Consider the following 18,611-nt stretch of genomic DNA (forward strand, 5'->3'; position numbering starts at 1 on the left):
CTGTGACTTGCGTCACGCAGTCATGGGGCCTGCGGAGGTGCCAGGAGCTGGATGAGGGCTACACGGGTTTCGCCTTTGGGCTCGGCATCGAGCACCCGCTGGAGGGCCTGGCGAGCCTCGGGCAGGCCCAGTGCCAACAGGGCCCGGGCGGCAGACAGTCTGATCACCTGAGGTTCCGAGGCGGCGAACAGGCCCCGCCGCCGCAGCAGCTCGGCCAGCATGGGGAGGCTCCGCGGTGAGGCGATGAGCCCCAGGGTGTTGATGGCCTGGATTCTGAGGCGCTCCCCGGTCCGCCTGTCCTGGGCCAGCTCGGCGATTGGGACGGCGCTGCTCTCAGCACGGAGCTGCCCCAACGCGAAGAGGATCTCGTGGAGGGTCTCCGGATCCGTCTCCTTCAAGCGGGCGAGCAGCTGTGGCTCGGAGGCCGGACCGCCAAGCTTCCAGAGTGCCCGCACCGCCGTCCGGCGCACCCTGGGCTCAGGGTGGCGGAGGAGCGGGGCGATGGCCGGCAGGCAGCCTGCATCTCCCAGGTCGGCCAGCAGGGTGAGGGCGTTCCGCACCAGATACCACGCTGGCGAAGCCAACACCTCGAGCAGGGGTGGGAGCGACAGGGGGCCAAGGCTCCGCAAGGCCTCTACGAGGCGACCGCGCCGGGTCCGGTCCCCTTCTTCCCCGAGGCGGCCCACCAGATGGCGGGCCATGGGCGCCCCGAGGAATTCCAGATAAGGCTGCACCTCGGCAGACATCTGATGGCGGTCCACGCTCAGGATATGGTTGGCTGCGGCGTCCAGCAGGTCGGGCCGGGCCAGGGCGGTGCGCTGGCGGTCCAGGGCTTCCAGGCGCCAGGGCTGCGGTTCGTCAAGGAAGGCGCAGAGCCCTTCGAGCTCCTGCAGATCGGCGATTCCCCGGCCCAGCTCACCCCGGTGGATCTGGGCCGACAGCAGGGCAACCAGCGCCTCGGCGGTCCATCGGTGGACTGGGGGGTCCGGCTCCCAGGCGAAGTGCGCGCGGAGGGCCTCCGCCAAAGGGCCCTCGCCGTCCGGAGGCAGGCCTGGGGCCAGGGCCCAGTCGGCGACCCCTGCCAAAGTCTGAGCGGCTTTGAGGCGGATCTGCAGGCGATCATCGCGAAGCGCCTCCAAGAGCAGATCCTGCACCTGGAGGAAGGCATCATACCGGCGGAGGTCCAGGAGTTCCCGGAGGAAGGCCAGGCGCTGGGCCAGGCTCAGCTCGAACAGGTAGTCCTCCTCGAGCACCCTCACGAGCTTGGCCTCAAGGCTGAGGGTGTCCCAGTCGGTCAGGTGGAGCAGGGCCTCCGCCTGGGTGGCGTCCAGGCCCATGCCGCGAAGATGTGCCACCAGCGTGCGCACAAGGGCCTCCCGATCGGGCAGGGGCAGCAGGATGTGTTCAAGGGGACCATGGAGCTGGGGCCAGGTGGCGCCCAGGGCCAGGGCGGAGCCGACCGCCACGGAGAGGATCTCGCCCGCCAGGGCCTTCACGCCCAGGGCCAACCCAGTCGGGTGATCCGGGAGAGAAGCCAGCCCCGCCAGGAGGCTCAGCTGCACATCCGGTTCCAGGCCCATGAGGACTTGCCGGAGGGTGCCAAGCTGGGCTGGCGACGGCATGGTGTCCTCCAGGCCCAGCTCGTGACCGAGGGGGCCGAGGCCGCTCAGGTCCGCCGCCTGGAAGCCCCGCAGGAAACCAAGGCCGCGCCGCTCGCCAGGGCCGGCCGGGCCGGGAACCCCGGACAAGGCAGCCAGGAGGGCCTCGCGGATGGCCTTCACAAGAGGATCCTGGGGCGGGCCCGGCAGGCTGGCGGGTGTGCGGTCCTCGGGGCCTTCCTCGCCTTCCTGGACAGCCTGGTACCTGACCTGGGAGACCTTGATGTGCCGGACGTCCGCCGCCTGGAGGACGAATTCGATGCCGCCCTGCTCTTCGAGCTTCTGGGGCTTGAGGGACAGGGCCTGGAGGAACGTGAGACATTCGCCTTCGGTCACCCCCCGTTCAAAAACGAAGCCGCTCACGTTGCGTTCGGACACGAGCCGGACCAGCGTCGTCAGGTGAGGATTGCGCCCGTCCTGCACCACACCGTCCACGAAGGCCTTGGCGCCGGTGACGACGAACTGCAGGCGACCGCTTTCCGCCAGCCAGCGGTCCAGCGCCGCATGAGCGGTCGTCACGGTTCCCTTGGCCCTCGGGTGCGCCGCGGTGTACATCTGGAGTGACTTGAGGGCCATGACCAGGGTCTGGGCGAGCTGCAGGAAGTCGTTCATCCAGGGGTCCCCTTCATGGGGTCGGACCATTCCCGGCGCAACTGCGCGTAGTGGGCCTCCAGGAAGGCCAGGCGTCTCTGGCCCTCCTCCCGGGCGGGGGCAGTGTTGAAGCTGGCGGTGATGCCCCGGGCCAGATCCAGCCAGGTCTCTCCACGGCGCAGGATCTCGGCCGTGGTGATGGGTTGGAACGCGCCGCTGATGCAACCGAAGTGGATGAGGCTGGCAGCACCGATTTTGCTGAGCTTATCGCAATCCCAGAGGCAGGCGGTATCGATGGGCTCCAGCCGCTTCGTGAGCTTCAAGCCCACGTGATGCTCAATGGCGTGGCGCACCGCCGGGATTTTTCCGGGCGGGAAATCTGTGCCTTCGAGAATCTCGGGCACTCGCGCCGAGGCATCCTGGGCGTGGGTGTCCTTGCCCTGCTGATCCTTCAGACGCTTGGCCACGTCATGCAGCCAGGCGGCACATTCGACCACCTCCAGGTCGGCGCCCACGAGGGGCGCGAGCCAACGGGCCAGGAGCACCGCGGCATAGGTGTGCTCGAAGCGGTAGTTGAAGATGGGCTGATAAACCCCGTCCACCTCGTGGCCGATGCCCCAGACCCGGATCGCATCCGCGTCCGAAAAACTCCGCAGGGCTTGTTCGCAGGCCGGCCGCCAGGGGGTGGGCTGAGTCATGGGCAGGCTTCCTGATGGGCCCGGAGGGCGCCGAGGGTGGCGTTGAGCTCTTCGTACATCACCCGATCCGTCCAGGGGGCGCAGGCCTCCGCTAGCCGGGCGACCAGCGGCTGAAGTCCGGCCGCGGGGGCCAGCCCGATGATGCGGAGTCCTTCGAGCGCCATGCGGGCCTCGATGGCCAGCACCTGCTCCAGGGCGTCCACGGCGCGTAGCAGCTTGCGGGCGGCGATGGGGCCCATGCTGACGTGGTCCTCCTTGCCTGCGCTGGTGGGGATGGTGTCCACGCAGGCGGGATGGGCCAGACCCTTCATCTCGCTCACCAGGGCCGCGGAAGTGACGTGGGCCATCATGAACCCGGATTCGAGACCGCCGTTCTGGGTCAGGAAGGCCGGTAGGTCCGAATAGGCCGGGTTCACGAGGCGCTCCTGGCGGCGCTCGGAGATGCTGGCGAGGTCCGCCGCCGCGATGGCAAGGACATCGCAGGCGAAGGCGGGGTACTGGCCGTGGAAGTTGCCACCGGAACGGGACTCCTGGGTGTCTGTGAAGATCATCGGATTATCCGTGGCACTGTTGAGTTCCCGCTCGAGGATGGCGCCGGCGAACTGGAGCGCGTCTTGCGTCACGCCGTGGACCTGAGGGATGCAGCGCAGGCTGTAGGCGTCCTGCACACGGTGGCAGTCCTTGTGGCTTTCCGAGATTTCGCTGGAGGCACCCAGGATTCCTCTCATACGCTCGGCCACCGCGATCTGGCCGGGATGGGGCCGTGCGGCGTGAATGCGCGGATCGAAGGCGGCACGGGTGCCGCGCAGGGCCTCCAGGCTGAGACCCGCGATCTCGTCCGCCAGGGCCGCCAGGCGGGTGAACTTCTCGGCCGCCAGGTTGCCCAGAGACGTAATGAGCTGGGTGCCGTTGATGAGGGCGAGACCCTCCTTGGCCTGGAGGGTCACGGGCTTCAGACCGGCCTTGGCCAGGGCTTCCCCGCCGGGGATCTGTCCATCGCTGCCCCAGGCCAATCCTTCCCCTACCAGCAGGAGCGCCATGTGGGCCAGGGGGGCCAGGTCGCCACTGGCGCCCACGCTGCCCTGGCTGGGCACCACGGGAACCACATCGCGGTTCAGGCATTCCGTCAGCAGGTGGATGGGCTCGGGTCGGATCCCGCTGTGGCCCTTCAACAGACAGTTGATACGGGCGGCCATGAGGGCGCGGGTTTGGTCCTTCGGCAGGGGCTCACCCACACCAGCGGCATGGCTGCGGATCAAGTTGAGCTGGAGCAGCTGGAGCTGGTCCGGGGGAATGACCACCGTGGCGAACTGGCCGAAGCCCGTATTGATGCCATAGACCGTGCGGCCTTCCGCTACGATGCGATCCACCACGGCGCGGTTCTCGGCCACCAGGGCCAGGGCGCCTTCGTCCAGGATGACGCCCTCGCCGCCGGCGATGCGCGCCAGCAGGGGGGCGGTGAGGGACTGTCCATCGAGGCGGATCATGCAGGCACCTTGCGGGAGAGGGTGAGGGCGAGGCAGAGGGCCAGGGCCAGGGTGAGTCCGGCCACGGTGTAGGAGGTCTGGCCGCCCCAGCGGGCGAACGTGAAGGTGCCCACCGCGGGGCCGATGATGCGGCCCAGGCCGGTCATGGCGTTCAGCACACCGAAGAGGCTGCCCTGGTCTTCCGGTGGGGTCAGCCGGCTGGCGAGGGCTGAGCCGGCGGTGTTGCCCATCCCGCTACCCCAGGAGAGGGGGATCAGCAGGAGCAGGAAGGGCCAGAACCGCAGGGCCTCCGACATCATCGGCATCATGGGTAGCGCCAGACCCATGAGCACCAGGCCGGTGATGAGGGCCGTCCGCTCGGGAATGCGCTTGGACACCACCCGGACGAGGCCCCCCTGGTAGATCACCAGGAGGATGCCGATGCCGGCGAAGAGGTAGCCCACCTCCCGCTGGTGGAAATCAAAGTCCTTGTGGACCAGCAGGGCGAAGGTGCCTTCCATCATCGCGAAGCCCGCCATGGCGAGCATGGACACCCCCAGAAGCTGGGGCATCCCCGGGCGCTTGAAGGCTTTCACCAGGGCATGGCCACGGGTCTCGCGGGACCGGGCCTGCGCCGCCTTGTCCAGCGTTTCAGGCACCCACAGCGCCACCAGGAGCGAGGCGGTCAGGGACAGCCCCGCCGCCACGAAGAAGGGGAGATGCCAGCCGCGAGTCGCCAGCAGGTGATGCCCGAAGGCGCTGCCGCTGAGCACGCCGGCCATGGCCGGCCCCAGCACGAAGCCCAGGCCAAAAGCGGCGCCGATCATGCCCATGGCCTTGGAGCGCTCTTCGGGGGCCGAGCTGTCTGCCATGGCCGCCTGGGCGACGGAGATGTTGCCGCCGGTGATGCCATCCAGGATCCGGGCGGCGAGCATCCATTCGAAGCGGCTGGTGAGGGCCAGCATCAGGTAGCCTACCGAGGAGCCCACCAGGCTCATCCAGAGCACCGGCTTGCGACCCATCTTGTCCGAAGCCCGCCCCAGAATGGGCGAAGCGATGAACTGCATGAGGCTGAAACTGAGAAAGCCCACGCCGGCCCAGAAGGCGCCCGGGGTGGTGCCGGTTCCGCCGAGGCCGAGGAAATGATTGACGCTCGCCATCCAGGCGCTCGGGTGATCGGCGATCTCCTTGGCGTAGAGGGGCAGGATCGGGATGACGATGCCGAAGCCCAGCAGGTCAGTGAACACGGTGAGGAAGATGGCCAGTCTGGCGCGCTTGGAAGACGGCATGAGGTTCTCCAGCCGACCAGTTTAGCTTGGGATGCGCCTCAGCTTCTCAGGGCCTTCTGGACCACGGCCTTCAGCTCCTTGATCTGGTAGGGCTTCTGGAGGAAACCCGCCGGCCCGCCGTCCGGGAAGGTCTGCAGGGAGTCCTGTTCCGAATACCCGCTGCTGAGGACCACGGGGATGGTCGGATCCAGGCTCCGCATGGTGAGGAAGGCCTCCCGCCCATCCAGGCGCGGCATGGTGAGGTCCATGATCACCAGATGGAGGTCCTTCCCATGTTCCCGGAAGCGCTCCAGGGCCTCCAGGCCATCCTGGGCGACCAGCACCTGGAAGCCGAGGGAATCGAGGGCCATCCCCGTGGTCCGGAGGATCTGCTCCTCATCGTCCACGAGCAGGACCAGGCCGCGGAAGGAAGGCTTGTCGGGCACCGGGGCCTGGGGCGCCCCGCAGGGGGTGGCCTGCTCCGCGGCGGGGAAGCAGAGCCTGAAGCGGGTACCCCGGCCCACCTGGCTGCTGATATTCAGCCCTGCGCCATGGCCGCGAAGGATCCCGAGCATGGCAGAAAGCCCCAGGCCGCGGCCCGTGGCTTTGGTGGTGAAGAAGGGGTCGAAGATCCGCTCCAGCACTTCGGGTGTCATGCCGCAACCCGTGTCCTCAACCTCCAGGACGACATGGCGGCCGGCTTTGGGGGCCTCGAGTCTGAACTCGTTCCGGAGGGCAGTGAGGCCGAGATCCGGGGCCGAGGTGGTGATATGGATGGCGCCTTCCTGATCGCCGATGGCGTCGGAGGCGTTGGTGACCAGGTTCATGACCACTTGCTGGAACTGGGCCGCATCGGCCTGGATCGCGGGGAGGTTCGGAGCCAGTTCCAGGTGCAAGCGGACCTTCTTGGAGATGGAGACCTCAAGCAGGTGGGTGAGGTCCCGGACGACGGCATTGAGGTCGTGGGGCCGGACCTCGAAGTGGCCCCGCCCTGAGTACGCCAGCATCTGCTTGGTCAATTCCGTGGCGCGCAGAATGGCGGCTTCCATGTTGACGAGGTAGGGGCGGGCCTGGGAGGTGTCCTCGAGCTTGAGCTGGGCGAGGTTCAGGTTCCCCAGCACCACCGTGAGCAGGTTGTTGAAGTCATGGGCGATGCCCCCAGCCAGCACACCAAGGCTCTCCAGTTTCTGGGTCTGGCGGAGGGCCTCCTCGGCCCGGCGGCGGTCCGTGAGATCCAGGAGGTAGCCCAGGTGGTAGCCCGGATCAGTGCCGTGACTCGCCACCGCGACGCTGAAGTCATAGAACCAGCGGTACTCGCCGTTCGCAGTGCGGAGGCGGTAATGCTGTTCGTAGTGGTTCAGCCCCTGCGCCTTGAACTCGGCCGCGGCTTGATGGATGGCCACTACGTCATCGGGATGCACCAGCGAGTTGTAGGAGACGCGGCCGCTGACCAGAGCTTCGGGCGGGTAGCCGAGGATGGTCTGGATGTTGGGGGACACGTAGTCCACCGGCCAGCCTTCCTCGATGCGCCACTTCACGACCATCACCGGGCCGCCCACGAAGAGGCCGCGTTCCGCGAGGAGGGCTTCCTCCGCCTGCTGGCGTTCGGTGACATCCGTGGCAATGCCGATGATGGATTCAAGGCGGCCACGATCGTCGAGGACGGGCGTGAGCAGATTGTCGAAGATCCGGTCCCGGAAGCGGGCCACTTGGCGGGAAGGTTGGCCCTGGAGGCTCCGGCGGATCTGGTCCAGCACCATCGGATCCCAGCCGGCGGGCTCCAGGAGGGAGGAGTGTCCCACCACCTGGCCGGGTCGCAGGCCGATCTTGGCGAGCCCCAGACCTTCGGACAGGGTGAAGCGGCCCTCGGGATCCAATTGGTAGATGATGGCCTCGGAATAGGCCAGAACGGTCCGGAGGCGTCGCTCCGCGCTGCGGAGCGCCTGTTCCACGGCCTTGCGATCTGTGATGTCGCGGGTGATGGAGAGCAGACAAGGGGTACCGTCCACCTCCATAATCTTTCCGGACATGAGGCCGGTGACGATCGTGCCGTCCTTTCGTCGGAAGGGGGCTTCGAGGCTCGTGAAGGCCCCGTGCTCTCGGATGAGCTGGACAGCCTGGTCCCGATCCTCGGGGTCGACCCAGATCCCCAGGTCCAGGGCCGAGCGGCCGATGGCCTCCTCTCGCGTCCAGCCCGTGAGGCGGGTGAAGCCTTCGCTGACGTCGAAGTAGGTGCCGTCCTCCAGCCGGGTGAGGTTGATGGCATCCGGGCTGGCCTGGAAGGCCTTCGAGAACTTGTCCTCGCTGAGCCGGAGGCCATCCTCAGCCGCCCTGCGCTCGATGGCCATGGCCACCTGCCCCGATACGAAGACAAGCAGATCCCGCTCCTCGGGGGTGTAGTGCCGGTCGCCCGTATAGATCTGGATGGCCAGGACTCCGAATACGCCCCGGGCGCCAATGAGAGGAACCCCCAGCCAGTCCAGGGTATCCGTTCCGAGGGGTTCGACCTCGCCAGAAGCTTCCAGGCTATGGAGGATCTCCGGATCCAGGAGGAGGGGCTTCTCCGTGCGCAGCACGTATTCCGTCAATCCCCGGCGAAAGGTCCGGGGCGGAGGGACAGGATCCGATTCATCCACGAAGTAGGGGAAGGAAACCGTTCCCGAAGTCCGATCCCAGAGGGCGAAGTACAGGTTCTCAGCCGGCATGAGATCACGGGCGATGGCGTGGACCCGGCTGTAGAGTTCCTGCAGGTCCGTGGCGCGCAGGGCGGCCTCGGCGATGCGGTAGGTGGCCTTCAGATATCGGCGTACCAGGGCCAAAGCCTCGACCGGATCCCGGGGTTCCTTTGGTGGATGCATGGATCCGTTATCGACCCTTCTGGGCGACCGCACAAGTAATGGAAGGCATCAGGCCCAGCGGAACCGGCGCACCGCCAGGGCGAAGGCGGCCAGGCCCCAGGCGGCTACGATGGCCAGGCCCACTTCGTGTCCAGCCAGGCTGCCGCCGTCGTTGAACACGGCCCGCAAGGCACGGAGGAAGGGCGCCAGCGGCATCACGGCGACGGTGTGCTGCAGCCAGGCCGGGGCGGAATCCAGGGTGAAGTAGACACCGCTGAGCATCATCAACGGGAAGAACACCAGGTTCGAGAGGGCGGCGTAGCCCTCTGAGGTGTCCGCGAAGCCGCTGAGGGCGAAGCCGAAGGCCATGAAGCAGCCCGTGCCGAGGGTCATGATGAGGAACAGATCGAGGAACGAGCCCTGGTTCTGGATGCCGAAGACCAGACGACCCACCAGCAGCAGGATGGCGGCCTGGATAACCGTGACCGTCAGGCGGTGCAGCACCTGGCCCAGCAGGAAGAGCCACTTGGGCAGCGGGGTGACGGCCAGGCGGCGGAACTTGCCCTTTTCGCGGTAGGACACGTTCACCATGCCCACGCTGAAGAGCCCCATGCTCACGAGGTTCAGCCCCAGCAGGCCCGGCAGCAGGAAAGAGGCGTAGTTGGCGGAGTGCTTGTGGCCGGGACTCTCCACCGAGATGGGGATGCGGCCAGGCTCGGGGGCCCCGTTCAGCCGGGCCTGCGCCATGAGCCAAGCCTGGTTCACCAGCCCTGCTGTGGCGCCCGCCTGGGCCATGAGGTAGCTGTTTAGACGCAGGCGGTACCCCGCGCCATCCGACTCCACCTGGGCGGCGGTCTCGCCCCGCGCCCAGCGGGCCTCGGCCTCAGCCTTCGGGAGGGCCTGCACCTTGAGCTGGACGTCTGCCAGGGCCTGGTCCAGGGCCGTGTCCTGCGGGCCCGGCGCCGGAGCCTGTACTCGCACCACGGAGAGCTTTGGCCCGCCCCCGTCCCGGAAGATGAGCCCGAAGCCCAGCAGCAGGACCACGGGGAAGGCGAAGGTCCAGAACATGGCCACGCGGTCCCGGCGGTAGAGCCGCCATTCCATCGCGAACTGACGCCAGAGCATCATCATCATTCCCTCAGGCTGCGGCCGGTGCGGTGCAGGAAGACGTCCTCCAGCGTGGCCCGCCGGATGTGGACCTGCTGGAAGGGGACGGCGGCGGCTTCCGCGGCCTCGAGCAACCGGGGCAGCAGGGCCTTGGGGTCCGGCGTGGGGATCTCCCACAAATCCGCGCGGCGCTCCACGGTCTGGTCCAGCCGTGCGGCGAAAGCCGCTGGCTCGGGGGCGGCGCCCTCGAAGGTCAGCTCCACGACGCTGGGAATGGCCAGGTCGGCAATGAGCGAGGTCGGCGTGCCCGTGGCGATGACCTGGCCGTGGTCCATGATGGCCAGGCGGTCACAGAGGGCTTCGGCCTCGTCCATATAGTGGGTGGTGAGCATGACCGTCCGCCCCTCGGCCTTCATGCGGCGGACCACATCCCACAGGCTGCGTCGCGCCTGGGGATCGAGCCCGGTGGTGGGTTCGTCCAGGAAGACCAGCTCCGGATCGTTCACCAGGGCCAGTGCCAGGGCCAGCCGCTGCTGCTGCCCACCGCTGAGGGTGATGTGGTAGGCGTCGGCCTTCTCCTGGAGCTGCACCAAGTCCAGCAGATCGTCGGTGCCCCGGCGTTTCGGGTAATAGCTGCCATAGAGGTCCAGGGCCTCTCGGGGCGTGATCTTGTTGAAGAGGCTGGTGCTCTGGAGCTGCACGCCGATGCGGGCGCGGATCTCCTGGCCCTGTTCCGCCCAGGTCAGGCCCAGGATCTCGATCTCGCCCGTGTCAGCTTCGGTCAGGCCTTCGATGATCTCGAGGGTGGTCGTCTTGCCGGCGCCGTTGGGGCCCAGCAGACCGAAGACCTCACCCCGCGCCACGTCGAGGTCCACACCGGCCACGGCCACCACCTTGGGGAAAGCCTTGCGAAGACCACGAATGTGGAGGGCGGAACCGGACATGAAGACCTCGGAACCCATCATCATGCCCGGGCCGGCGCCTGTGGGGACAGGGAGATTCAGGACAGGTGGGCCAGGGGGATGATCCCGAACCACAGGAGGTAGGTCAGGGCCAGGGCCATGATGCCGTCGATGCGTTCGCAGGGCGCACCCCGGCGGAGGTAGCGGAGGATGGCGCGGACCAGCAGAAGCGCGTGGGGGACGGCCAGGAAGATGGCGACTCCGCTGGCTCCGCCGAAGAGGCCCCACTGCTGCCAGAGCACCCCACAGGCGGCAGCGGCCACCGCGAATCCCAGGGCGGCCCAGGCGGCCCCCCGGCGGCCCAGCAGCACCGCCAGCGTCCGCTTGGCCACGGCCCCGTCCGCCTCGTGATCTGGCAAGGCGGACAGCGTGATGGCCGAAAGGGTGGCCAGGAACAGGGGCAGGCCCACAAGCCAGGGGAAGGGGTCCCGCCAGAGGCCGGACTGGAGCAGGCCTCCTACGAAAATGGCCGCGAAGCTGTGGGTGAGGCCCACGTCCAGCTCCCCCAGGCCCCGGTAGACGAGCCTCAGGGGGGGCACGGTGTAGCCCACGGCAAGCACCGCCAGGGCGATCATCGCCGCCAGACCCGGTCGGCCGGCCGGGGCAAGGGCGGCGCCCAGGGCCGCCAGCCCCGTGCCCAGTGCCAAGGCCAACCCGGCCATGGCCCGCCGGACGCTGCTGGGGCCGAGCTCTCCGTCCGCCAGTACGCGGCTGCCGCCGTTGAAGGGGCCCGCGTGGCGGTTGAGCCGGTCCGTGCCCTGGTCGAACCACTCGTTGCTGACCACGGTGAGCGCCTCCATCAGGAAGAGGCACAGGTAGCCGAGCCAGTAGGTCCGGGTCGAGAAGGCGCCCCCGTGGCGCGACCCCGCCAGGGCGCCGATGGTGTAGGCCACCCAGGCCATGGGGTAGAACTGCAGGCGAAGCAACCGCAGCCACGCCCCGGCCCGTGCGCGCAGGCGGTGGCGGCGGAGGCGTCCGGGCAGTCGGGTCGCCTCCAACCGGACCTGTTCCAGCCACCGGGTCCGGGCCTCGGCGGTGGCGGGCTTCACGGGGGCGAAGGTGGAGATGAAGGTGGGCGCCACGCCGCAGAAGCCCAGCGTGGCCCGCCGCATGGCCTGGTGGCCGGGCTGGCGGTAGATGAGCCGGTAGACCCAGGATGGCGTGTCCATGGTCACCAGTAGATGGGCCGAGCGCCCCTTCAGGAGCTTCGTCCAGGTGGCGGGATCCTCCTCGTCGGTCGCGAAGGCGAAGCCGGGCGTGAGCACGCGGTCCAGGAAGCCCTTGAGCAGGGCAGGCAGGGTGCCCCACCAGGCGGGGTAGACGAAGACCAGGTGGTCAGCCCAACGGATCAGGGCCTGGGCCCGGGCCAGGTCCGGCTCCAGGGCCTGGTCCCGGGGCGAGGGCAGCCACACGTGGGGGTCGAAGGCGAGGTTGGCGAGGTCGAGGCGCTCGACCTCGAACCCGGCGGATCGGGCGCCTGCCTCATAGGCCCCGGCGAGGGCCCCGCAGAAGCTGTCCACGCGGGGATGGCCGAGGATCACGAGAACCCTGGGCGTCGCGCCTTCCGTGGATGCCGCCACCTGCCCTCCGTCCGGATGGGATGGGGTCATCCTACTCCTGGGATCGATCAGACACGCCAGAGGTCCCAGTCGGGCCGGAGGCCGGAGATCCGCGCCGCGGCGGCGTCCCGGTCCTGAACGCGGGCGTACCGGGCCGCCCAGCAGCTGCCGGAGCCACAGAGCAGGGGCTCGCCGCTGGTGTCACGCAGGGCGTCACGCACCTCGGCCAGGGGCGGGCACACCCACAGGGCCGCGCCCGTGAGGTCGTTGCGCCAGGGCGGCACGGCGCCTTCAGGTTGCGAGGCCAGGGCCTCGGGAAAGGGATAGCCCACGTCCTGGAGGGCCCGGTACACGCTGGGCGTGCTCACATGCAGGCCCGGATGGACCAGCAGGATGGGTTCCAGCGGCACCGGCCGCAGGGGAAACACCCGCTCGCCCCGGCCCAGGCCCAGCACGGTGCCGCCCAGCAGGAACAGGGGCACGTCGCTGCCCAGGCGGGCGGCCATCCTCAGCAGCACCTGATCTTCCAAGCCCAGGTCGAACATCCGGTTGCCCAGGCGGAGGGCGGCCGCCGCATCGCTGCTGCCGCCGCCGAGGCCCGCGCCGTGGGGGATGCGCTTCTCCAGGTGCAGGGTCGCAGGCAGGGGACGCTTCGCCTCTTCCTCCAGCAGGCGCCAGGCCTTGAGCACCAGGTTGGATTCGTCGGCCACCAAGCCATCACCCGTGGGGCCCGTGATGGCCAGGGTGAGGGTTGAAGCCGGTTCACCTTCCAGCGTGTCCGTCAGGTTGGCCACACCTTCCAGCACGGTGGTGACCAGCTCCAGTTCGTGGAACCCGTCCGCCCGTCGCCCGAGGACGGCGAGAAAGCGGTTGAGCTTGGCGGGAGCCTGGATTGCGAGAACCATGGCTCCAAGGTAGCGCAACCATCCGTTACGCTCAGAGGATGGTTCTGTTCTTCCGCACCCTCTGGAAACTGCTCACGCTCTGGCGCCGTCCGGCCCTGGATCCCATGGGCGTCTCCGTGCTCCATTTCCGCGTGTGGCCCAACGACCTGGACATGAACGTCCACATGAACAACGGACGCTTCCTCAGCATCATGGACCTGGGCCGGTTCGACCTCACCTTCCGGACGAAGCTGGGCCGGGCCATGCTGGGCCACCGCTGGAAGCCGCTGGTCGGCGGCATCACCATGCGCTACCGCCGCAGCCTCGAGCTGTTCGAGCCCTTCACCCTGCACACGCGGCTGCTGGGCTGGGACGAGAAGTGGGTCTTCCTGGAGCAGCGCTTCCTGAAGCGGGACGGCGACCTCGCCGCCGAAGGCGTCGTGAAGGCCCTCTTCCGGGGGAAGGCCGGCAACGTCCCCATGGCCGAGGTGCTCCGCCTGATGGATTACGAAGGGCCCCAACTCGAATTGCCGGAAGCCATCAAGCGGTGGGCGAAAGGGTAAGTCGAAAACGCATACGCGATTTCCGTAGGCGCACGGGTGCAGCCAGCGCCTGAGGCCTGAAGACTGGACCCTGAGGACTGCCCTACAGTCCGTCCTCCAGCTCGAATTCAGGATCCGGGATGCTCAGGATCTCCGGGCCATCCTTGGTGATGGCGATGTCGTGCTCGAACTGGGCGGAGAGCTGGCCGTCGCGGGTGCGGACGGTCCAGCCATCGGGCTCCACCAGGCACTTGTGGCTGCCGATGTTGAGGATGGGCTCGATGGTGATGGTCATGCCCGGCTCCATGCGGAAGCCGGTGCCCGGGCGCTGGTCGGCGAAGACCACCTGGGGATCCTCGTGCAGGTCGCGCCCCAGGCCATGGCCGATGTACTCGCGCACGATGGAGTAGCCGCGCTCCTCGGCGAAGGTCTGCACGGCGGTGGCCATGTCGCCCAGGCGCTCGCCGGGACGGCAGTGCTCGATGCCCACGAACATGGCCAGCTGGGCGGTCTGGATGAGGCGCCGGGCCTCGTCGCTGATCTTGCCCACACCCACGGTCAGGCAGGTGTCGCCATGGTAGCCGTCGAGCTTGGCGCCGCAGTCGATGGCGATGATGTCGCCTTCCTGGAGCACGTATTTCGAGGGGATCCCGTGCACCACCTTGTCGTTCACGGAGGTGCAGAGGGTGGCGGGGAAGCCGTGGTAGCCCTTGAAGCTGGGGGAAGCCCCTTGCTGGCGGATATAGGCCTCGGCTACGCGGTCGATCTCCAGCAGGCTCACACCGGGTTTCGCGGCGCGGGCGGCCAGGCGCAGGGCGTTGGCGGCCACGCGGCCCGCCTCGCGGAGTTTCTCGATCTCCTTGCGGCTCTTGTAGCGGATCTGTTCTCGGATCAGGACCATCTTGCCCTCGATCTCCAGTCTAGCGGGGTGGCGGTAGAATGTCGGCATGGCGCGACCTACGACGATCCTGGTGACGACAGCCTTGCTGCCCCTCGCTCTGGCAGCTGGCCTAATGGCTTGCCGCGGCATCCCATCCCGCCCCGCCTCCGTGCCGCCCGAAGCCAAGTGGTGCGCCGAGGCCAAGGAGGGGGTTTTCCTCAAGGTTGGCAGCCACCAGGGCACCCTGTGGCAGCTGGAGATCTGGGACCGGAAGGGGCAGCTCCTGGGCTCGGGCTCCTTCCGCCTGCGTGGCTTCGCCAAGGCGACAATCATCCCGGAGGAAGTGCAGGCCTGGCAGAACGGCGTGCTTCAATTGAAAGATGGCACGGTGCTGGTGTCTGAAGCTCCGGCTGCGCGTTGATGACCTACACCCGCGAGGAGAAAGACTGGCTGGAGCGCGAGTGGGCCTTCCGGGCCTGGGGCCGTGCCGGCCTGCTCAGCACCGACGACTACCGTCAAGTATTGGCCTGGGAAGCCGGTGACGTGCCCATGGATCTCGTGGTATCGGCCCTCAACGCATTCTTCGACCGCCGGGAGAAGCGCGAGAAGCCACGCACCTTCGTGGCCCTAAAACACATCGACCGCGACGTGGCCAAGGCCGTGAAGCTGCGCGAGGCCGTGGTCCGGGCCGGCCCCGAACTGGCTGCCGGCAAGGGCTGGATCCAGGTGAAGGCGCCCTTGAAGGACGATCCAGCCGCGAAGGCCGCCTTCGAAGCGTGGCAGCGGCTGCGGGCCGCGGTGCCCTCACCCGAATCCGCGGGCTACCTGGCTCACCACGATCAGGAGCGGGAGGCCCGGGCAGCCCTGCTGGCCCTGGCTGAAGCGGCCCTGGGCCCGGCGGCCGAGGCGCTGAGGACCGACCTCCGCCAGCGGCTCGAAGCTTCCGACATGAAGGCGGGCAGCCTGGTGTGGAAGCGTGCCTGGAACCACCACTGGGCGCGCCTCGTGGCCGCGGCCTGGGACCTGCCGTTGGAGGGCGCATGACCGTGGATCCCCGCTGGCAGCAGGAGCTGGAGGCTCCCACGGAGCGGTTCTTCGAGGCCTTCGCGGCCCAGCTCGCTCAGCCCGACGGCGTGCGCGACGGCATCCGCGAAGCGGTGAAGACGCTCGTCCCCCGCATCGACTGGGAGGCCTACCTGCCCCACGTGCCGCACGGCATCCTCGGCCTGCGCGCGGTGCTGCGCCTGCAGCCCCTGCTGAGCCAGGGGGGCTTCCACCGAGCCCTGGCCACGCAGCTTCACATGGCTGCCCACGAAGGGCGCCGGTCACCCCAGGTCCTGGCCCAGGTGTCGGCGGCCAAGGGCAGCGGCCAGTGGCGGAACCTGGAGGCCTTCATCCAGTCCCGCCGTCCGGGTCTGGCGTACGCCGAGGCCCAGGGCTTCGATCTGCCTGGTGAGGTGGATTTCCAACGTCTGCGTGAGCTCACAGAGCTGGATATGGCCACAGTGGGGCACAAAGCCGTGGTGTGCGACCACCTCGCCGACCTGCACGAGCGGCTGGAACGGCCCAGAGCCACAGGGCGGAAGCTCTTCGGCTTGGCGGCCTGGGTGGCGGCTTCGCCTGAGGACACCTTCTGGGCCCGCCGGGCCGCCAAGCGGCTGGGCGAATCGGGGGAAACCGTGCCCTGGACCCCGCCAGTACTCGACTTCTCGGCCTGGGAAGCGCAGGTGCGCGAAATCTGCGACCTGGGCCTGGTGGCCGTCCTGGATGGGTTCACCGCCCGCCTGAAGGCGGGCCAGGGAAGCGGGGACACCCTGGCGACCCTGGTGCTGGCCGCCTCAGAAAAGCAGCTGGATGCCCGCCGCGACCTGGAGGGCAAGACCGCGTGGACCTACGTCTACCTGGCCAGCGTCGCGCGCGCCCGCCCAGCGGATCCCCGCATCTGGTGTCAGGCCGCGGCCCTGGTGAACCTCTTTCCCACGGATGAGCCCGAGGAGCGGGTGCGGGCCGCCAAGATCGGAGCACCGGACGCTACGGCCCTGACGGATGCGGTGCTGGACGTGGAACCAGCCCTGGCCATGGCCCACGCTGGCGGCTTGGCGAGGGCCGGCCGAACCGAGGCGGTCCTGTCGGCCCTGGCTGAGGCAGCCGCCCAGGACGATCCCACCTTCAACCACGCCCACCGGCTGTTCGCCGTGGCGGCGGCAGCGGACCTGCTGCCCGACCTGCCGCCTCCGGTGCAGGAGGCCATGCTGGTGGCCCTGGCCAAGAGCCTGGCCAACAGCCAGGGCAGCGGGGACCTGGGGCGGCTGGCGGACCGGGCGCTGGCTGCAGCCGGGCGTTCATAGGGCGCCCTCAAGCCACTTGCCCGACGGCATTCACAAGCTTGCCCGTGGCCCCGAGAGTCATGGAACAATCGCGAACCCGAGTCGAGGTCGAGCATGGGCAAGAACCGGCTGGAAGCCTTCAGTGACGGCGTGCTGGCCATCATCATCACGATCATGGTCCTGGAACTGCGAGCGCCCCGCGGCGATTCCTTCGGGGTCCTCAGGCCACTTCTGCCAACCTTTGTGGGCTATGCGCTGAGCTTCATCTACATCGCCATCTACTGGAACAACCACCACCACATGCTCCACGCGGCCAGGAAGGTGAACGGACCGATCCTGTGGGCCAACACGCACCTGCTGTTCTGGCTCTCCCTGGTGCCGTTCGCCACGGCCTGGATGGGGGGCAACCAGTTTGCGGCTAGGCCCGTGGCGCTCTACGGGTTCGTCCTGCTCATGGCTGCCCTGGCCTATTACCTGCTGAGCCAGTGCCTCATCCACCACCACGGACGGGGGTCGCTTCTGGAGGCTGCGGTGGGCGGGGACTTCAAGGGCAAGATCTCCATTGCGATCTATGCCGCCGCCATCCTGTTGTCCTTCGCCAATCGCTGGGCCGGCTTCGCACTCTATTGGGTGGTGGCCCTCATCTGGTTGGTACCAGATCGGCGCATCGAGCGGATCCTGGCCCGCGAGGCCGCCGGGGAGGGCGGATTCAGGCCCTGAAGGGGCTGGGAGACCCCTCAGAACCGGTGGGTGAGGCCCGCCGCGAAGGAGGCGTCGTCGGTGTTCTCATTGTGGGTGATGTTGTTCACGTAGCGGAAGGTGAGCGTGGTCCGCGCATCCAGGTAGACGTGGAGACCCACGTCATGCTGGAGGCTGCCGTCATGCAGCTTGGCGAAGGGTTGGGGGGTGCTGAAGCCGCTCAGGAAGTAGAGCTGGATGAACGGCTGGACCTTCTTGTTCCGGCGTCCCTGCCAGGTCACGTGGGCGCCCATGTCGGAGGTGTAGTCCAGCTGGTTGTAGGCGGCATTGCCGCGTCCCCGGTGGGTGTAGGCGACTCCGGCGTAGATCACCTGGGTGGGCGTCGCCTGCCACCAGCCACTGAGCCCCCCCTCGACGTCCCATCCGGATTCGAAGGAGCCGTAGGTCCGGACCAGGGGCGGCTTCACGGTGAAGGTGGCACTGAGGCCCGTGGCCGCATCCTGGTGGATCAAGTGGACCAGGCCGAACAGGGGATCCTGGACACGGGTGGGCTGGGCGCCGACCCGGACGAAGCCCAGGCGCCCGTACCGGATGGTGGCCACCACGGCCTGATTCCGGGCGACCTCGGTGCGGCCCCACTGCTCGAAGCCGAAGGTCTTGTGGAAGTCCTCGATGACGGCATCCAGATCGCCGCCGCCGTGGCGCTCCACGGGCAGCTCCGCCCACACGTCCGTGCGGTCCGTGAGGCCCCGGCGCACCTGCAGGGTGGTACGGGCGATCTCCTCGTCGAAGTAGAAGACGAAGGGGGCCGTGGGATACTCCGCCGCCAGCGCCTCCAGGGCGGCGCGGTCCATCTGGTGGCGGCCTTGGAACCACGCGGGCGGGTGGTCCTTGATCAGGTCGGAGAACTCGAAGACGTTGGCCCGGACATGGGTGAGGGTTACCTGCCACCTACCCGCACCGATGGGGCGCGGGGCCTGGGGCTGGTAGGTCATGGGGGCCTGGAGCAGGGTGAACATGTTCCGGGTGGGCAGGGGGCCCATCTCGGGGTAGGGCTCGTCCTGGGCCTGGAGGGACAAGCCGAGGGCCAGCGCGAGAATGGCGCGCATGGGAGGTGCTCCTTGGGTAAAGTC

Annotated in this window: 16 protein-coding genes; 5 read left to right on the plus strand and 11 right to left on the minus strand. The window is 68.4% G+C overall.

Going from position 1 to position 18,611, the window contains the following annotated elements:
* Window positions 1-20: 20 nt before the first annotated feature.
* The 9 genes from NOV74_RS15260 to ispE are packed head-to-tail and all read right to left on the minus strand — an operon-like array spanning window position 21 to window position 13,051.
* Window positions 21-2,270: a HEAT repeat domain-containing protein gene (locus NOV74_RS15260; protein WP_306672247.1), complete on the minus strand. Its 2,250-nt coding sequence runs from the start codon at window positions 2,268-2,270 to the stop codon at window positions 21-23.
* Window positions 2,267-2,947, minus strand: a complete 681-nt coding sequence (locus NOV74_RS00580) for an HD domain-containing protein (protein ID WP_257308362.1) — start codon at window positions 2,945-2,947, stop codon at window positions 2,267-2,269. The genes NOV74_RS15260 and NOV74_RS00580 overlap by 4 nt, the downstream gene beginning before the upstream one ends.
* Window positions 2,944-4,434, minus strand: a complete 1,491-nt coding sequence (gene hutH, locus NOV74_RS00585; protein ID WP_257308364.1) for a histidine ammonia-lyase — start codon at window positions 4,432-4,434, stop codon at window positions 2,944-2,946. The genes NOV74_RS00580 and hutH overlap by 4 nt, the downstream gene beginning before the upstream one ends.
* A complete protein-coding gene (locus NOV74_RS00590; RefSeq protein WP_257308367.1) occupies window positions 4,431-5,702 on the minus strand; it encodes an MFS transporter in 1,272 nt (423 codons plus the stop codon). Before NOV74_RS00590 ends, hutH begins: the two co-directional genes overlap by 4 nt.
* Before the next feature lie 38 nt (window positions 5,703-5,740).
* On the minus strand, window positions 5,741-8,539 hold the full coding sequence (locus tag NOV74_RS00595) for a PAS domain S-box protein (protein ID WP_257308369.1): 2,799 nt from the start codon (window positions 8,537-8,539) through the stop codon (window positions 5,741-5,743).
* Window positions 8,540-8,587: 48 nt separating this feature from the next.
* Window positions 8,588-9,649 (minus strand): ABC transporter permease, encoded by a 1,062-nt coding sequence (locus tag NOV74_RS00600; RefSeq protein ID WP_257308371.1) that lies wholly within the window; start codon window positions 9,647-9,649, stop codon window positions 8,588-8,590.
* Window positions 9,649-10,569, minus strand: coding sequence for an ABC transporter ATP-binding protein (locus NOV74_RS00605; RefSeq protein ID WP_257308372.1), 921 nt, complete (start codon window positions 10,567-10,569; stop codon window positions 9,649-9,651). Before NOV74_RS00605 ends, NOV74_RS00600 begins: the two co-directional genes overlap by 1 nt.
* Window positions 10,570-10,625: 56 nt before the next feature.
* The gene (locus NOV74_RS00610; RefSeq protein ID WP_257308374.1) at window positions 10,626-12,197 is read right to left on the minus strand and encodes an NAD(P)H-dependent oxidoreductase; all 1,572 of its coding nucleotides are present in this window, start codon (window positions 12,195-12,197) and stop codon (window positions 10,626-10,628) included.
* A 17-nt stretch (window positions 12,198-12,214) separates the two neighbouring features.
* Entirely contained in the window at window positions 12,215-13,051 is an 837-nt protein-coding gene (gene ispE / locus NOV74_RS00615) for a 4-(cytidine 5'-diphospho)-2-C-methyl-D-erythritol kinase (RefSeq protein ID WP_257308376.1), read from the minus strand.
* Between the two features lie 38 nt (window positions 13,052-13,089).
* On the opposite strand from ispE, the gene NOV74_RS00620 reads away from it, so the two are divergent.
* Entirely contained in the window at window positions 13,090-13,593 is a 504-nt protein-coding gene (locus tag NOV74_RS00620; protein WP_257308378.1) for a thioesterase family protein, read from the plus strand.
* Window positions 13,594-13,675: 82 nt separating this feature from the next.
* Here NOV74_RS00620 and map read toward each other — a convergent pair whose 3' ends face one another.
* The gene (gene map, locus NOV74_RS00625) at window positions 13,676-14,521 is read right to left on the minus strand and encodes a type I methionyl aminopeptidase (protein ID WP_257308380.1); all 846 of its coding nucleotides are present in this window, start codon (window positions 14,519-14,521) and stop codon (window positions 13,676-13,678) included.
* Here map and NOV74_RS00630 point away from each other — a divergent pair.
* The 4 genes from NOV74_RS00630 (at window position 14,520) to NOV74_RS00645 (ending at window position 17,499) form a co-directional block, all read left to right on the plus strand.
* Complete coding sequence (locus NOV74_RS00630) at window positions 14,520-14,873, plus strand: hypothetical protein (protein ID WP_257308383.1); 354 nt, start codon at window positions 14,520-14,522, stop codon at window positions 14,871-14,873. The genes map and NOV74_RS00630 overlap by 2 nt on opposite strands.
* Complete coding sequence (locus NOV74_RS00635; RefSeq protein WP_257308385.1) at window positions 14,873-15,496, plus strand: hypothetical protein; 624 nt, start codon at window positions 14,873-14,875, stop codon at window positions 15,494-15,496. Before NOV74_RS00630 ends, NOV74_RS00635 begins: the two co-directional genes overlap by 1 nt.
* Window positions 15,493-16,800, plus strand: a complete 1,308-nt coding sequence (locus NOV74_RS00640; protein ID WP_257308388.1) for a hypothetical protein — start codon at window positions 15,493-15,495, stop codon at window positions 16,798-16,800. The genes NOV74_RS00635 and NOV74_RS00640 overlap by 4 nt, the downstream gene beginning before the upstream one ends.
* A 93-nt stretch (window positions 16,801-16,893) precedes the next feature.
* Window positions 16,894-17,499, plus strand: coding sequence for a TMEM175 family protein (locus NOV74_RS00645; protein WP_257308391.1), 606 nt, complete (start codon window positions 16,894-16,896; stop codon window positions 17,497-17,499).
* A gap of 17 nt (window positions 17,500-17,516) precedes the next feature.
* On the opposite strand, the gene NOV74_RS00650 is transcribed toward NOV74_RS00645, so the two are convergent.
* A complete protein-coding gene (locus tag NOV74_RS00650; protein WP_257308392.1) occupies window positions 17,517-18,587 on the minus strand; it encodes a DUF3187 family protein in 1,071 nt (356 codons plus the stop codon).
* Between the last annotated feature and the right edge of the window lie 24 nt (window positions 18,588-18,611).

Origin of the sequence: Geothrix fuzhouensis, assembly GCF_024609325.1 — a bacterium.
GTDB classification, from domain to species: domain Bacteria; phylum Acidobacteriota; class Holophagae; order Holophagales; family Holophagaceae; genus Geothrix; species Geothrix fuzhouensis.

Excerpts from the sequence above, each read along its gene's own strand:
- NOV74_RS00620 (WP_257308378.1), top strand. The coding sequence starts at position 13,090 with ATGGTTCTGTTCTTCCGCACCCTCTGGAAACTGCTCACGCTCTGGCGC.
- NOV74_RS00590 (WP_257308367.1), bottom strand. The coding sequence starts at position 5,702 with ATGCCGTCTTCCAAGCGCGCCAGACTGGCCATCTTCCTCACCGTGTTC.
- NOV74_RS00645 (WP_257308391.1), top strand. The coding sequence starts at position 16,894 with ATGGGCAAGAACCGGCTGGAAGCCTTCAGTGACGGCGTGCTGGCCATC.
- NOV74_RS15260 (WP_306672247.1), bottom strand. The coding sequence starts at position 2,270 with ATGAACGACTTCCTGCAGCTCGCCCAGACCCTGGTCATGGCCCTCAAG.
- NOV74_RS00635 (WP_257308385.1), top strand. The coding sequence starts at position 14,873 with ATGACCTACACCCGCGAGGAGAAAGACTGGCTGGAGCGCGAGTGGGCC.
- NOV74_RS00605 (WP_257308372.1), bottom strand. The coding sequence starts at position 10,569 with ATGTCCGGTTCCGCCCTCCACATTCGTGGTCTTCGCAAGGCTTTCCCC.
- NOV74_RS00640 (WP_257308388.1), top strand. The coding sequence starts at position 15,493 with ATGACCGTGGATCCCCGCTGGCAGCAGGAGCTGGAGGCTCCCACGGAG.
- map (WP_257308380.1), bottom strand. The coding sequence starts at position 14,521 with ATGCCGACATTCTACCGCCACCCCGCTAGACTGGAGATCGAGGGCAAG.
- NOV74_RS00650 (WP_257308392.1), bottom strand. The coding sequence starts at position 18,587 with ATGCGCGCCATTCTCGCGCTGGCCCTCGGCTTGTCCCTCCAGGCCCAG.
- NOV74_RS00600 (WP_257308371.1), bottom strand. The coding sequence starts at position 9,649 with ATGATGATGCTCTGGCGTCAGTTCGCGATGGAATGGCGGCTCTACCGC.
- hutH (WP_257308364.1), bottom strand. The coding sequence starts at position 4,434 with ATGATCCGCCTCGATGGACAGTCCCTCACCGCCCCCCTGCTGGCGCGC.
- NOV74_RS00595 (WP_257308369.1), bottom strand. The coding sequence starts at position 8,539 with ATGCATCCACCAAAGGAACCCCGGGATCCGGTCGAGGCTTTGGCCCTG.
- NOV74_RS00610 (WP_257308374.1), bottom strand. The coding sequence starts at position 12,197 with ATGACCCCATCCCATCCGGACGGAGGGCAGGTGGCGGCATCCACGGAA.
- NOV74_RS00580 (WP_257308362.1), bottom strand. The coding sequence starts at position 2,947 with ATGACTCAGCCCACCCCCTGGCGGCCGGCCTGCGAACAAGCCCTGCGG.
- NOV74_RS00630 (WP_257308383.1), top strand. The coding sequence starts at position 14,520 with ATGGCGCGACCTACGACGATCCTGGTGACGACAGCCTTGCTGCCCCTC.
- ispE (WP_257308376.1), bottom strand. The coding sequence starts at position 13,051 with ATGGTTCTCGCAATCCAGGCTCCCGCCAAGCTCAACCGCTTTCTCGCC.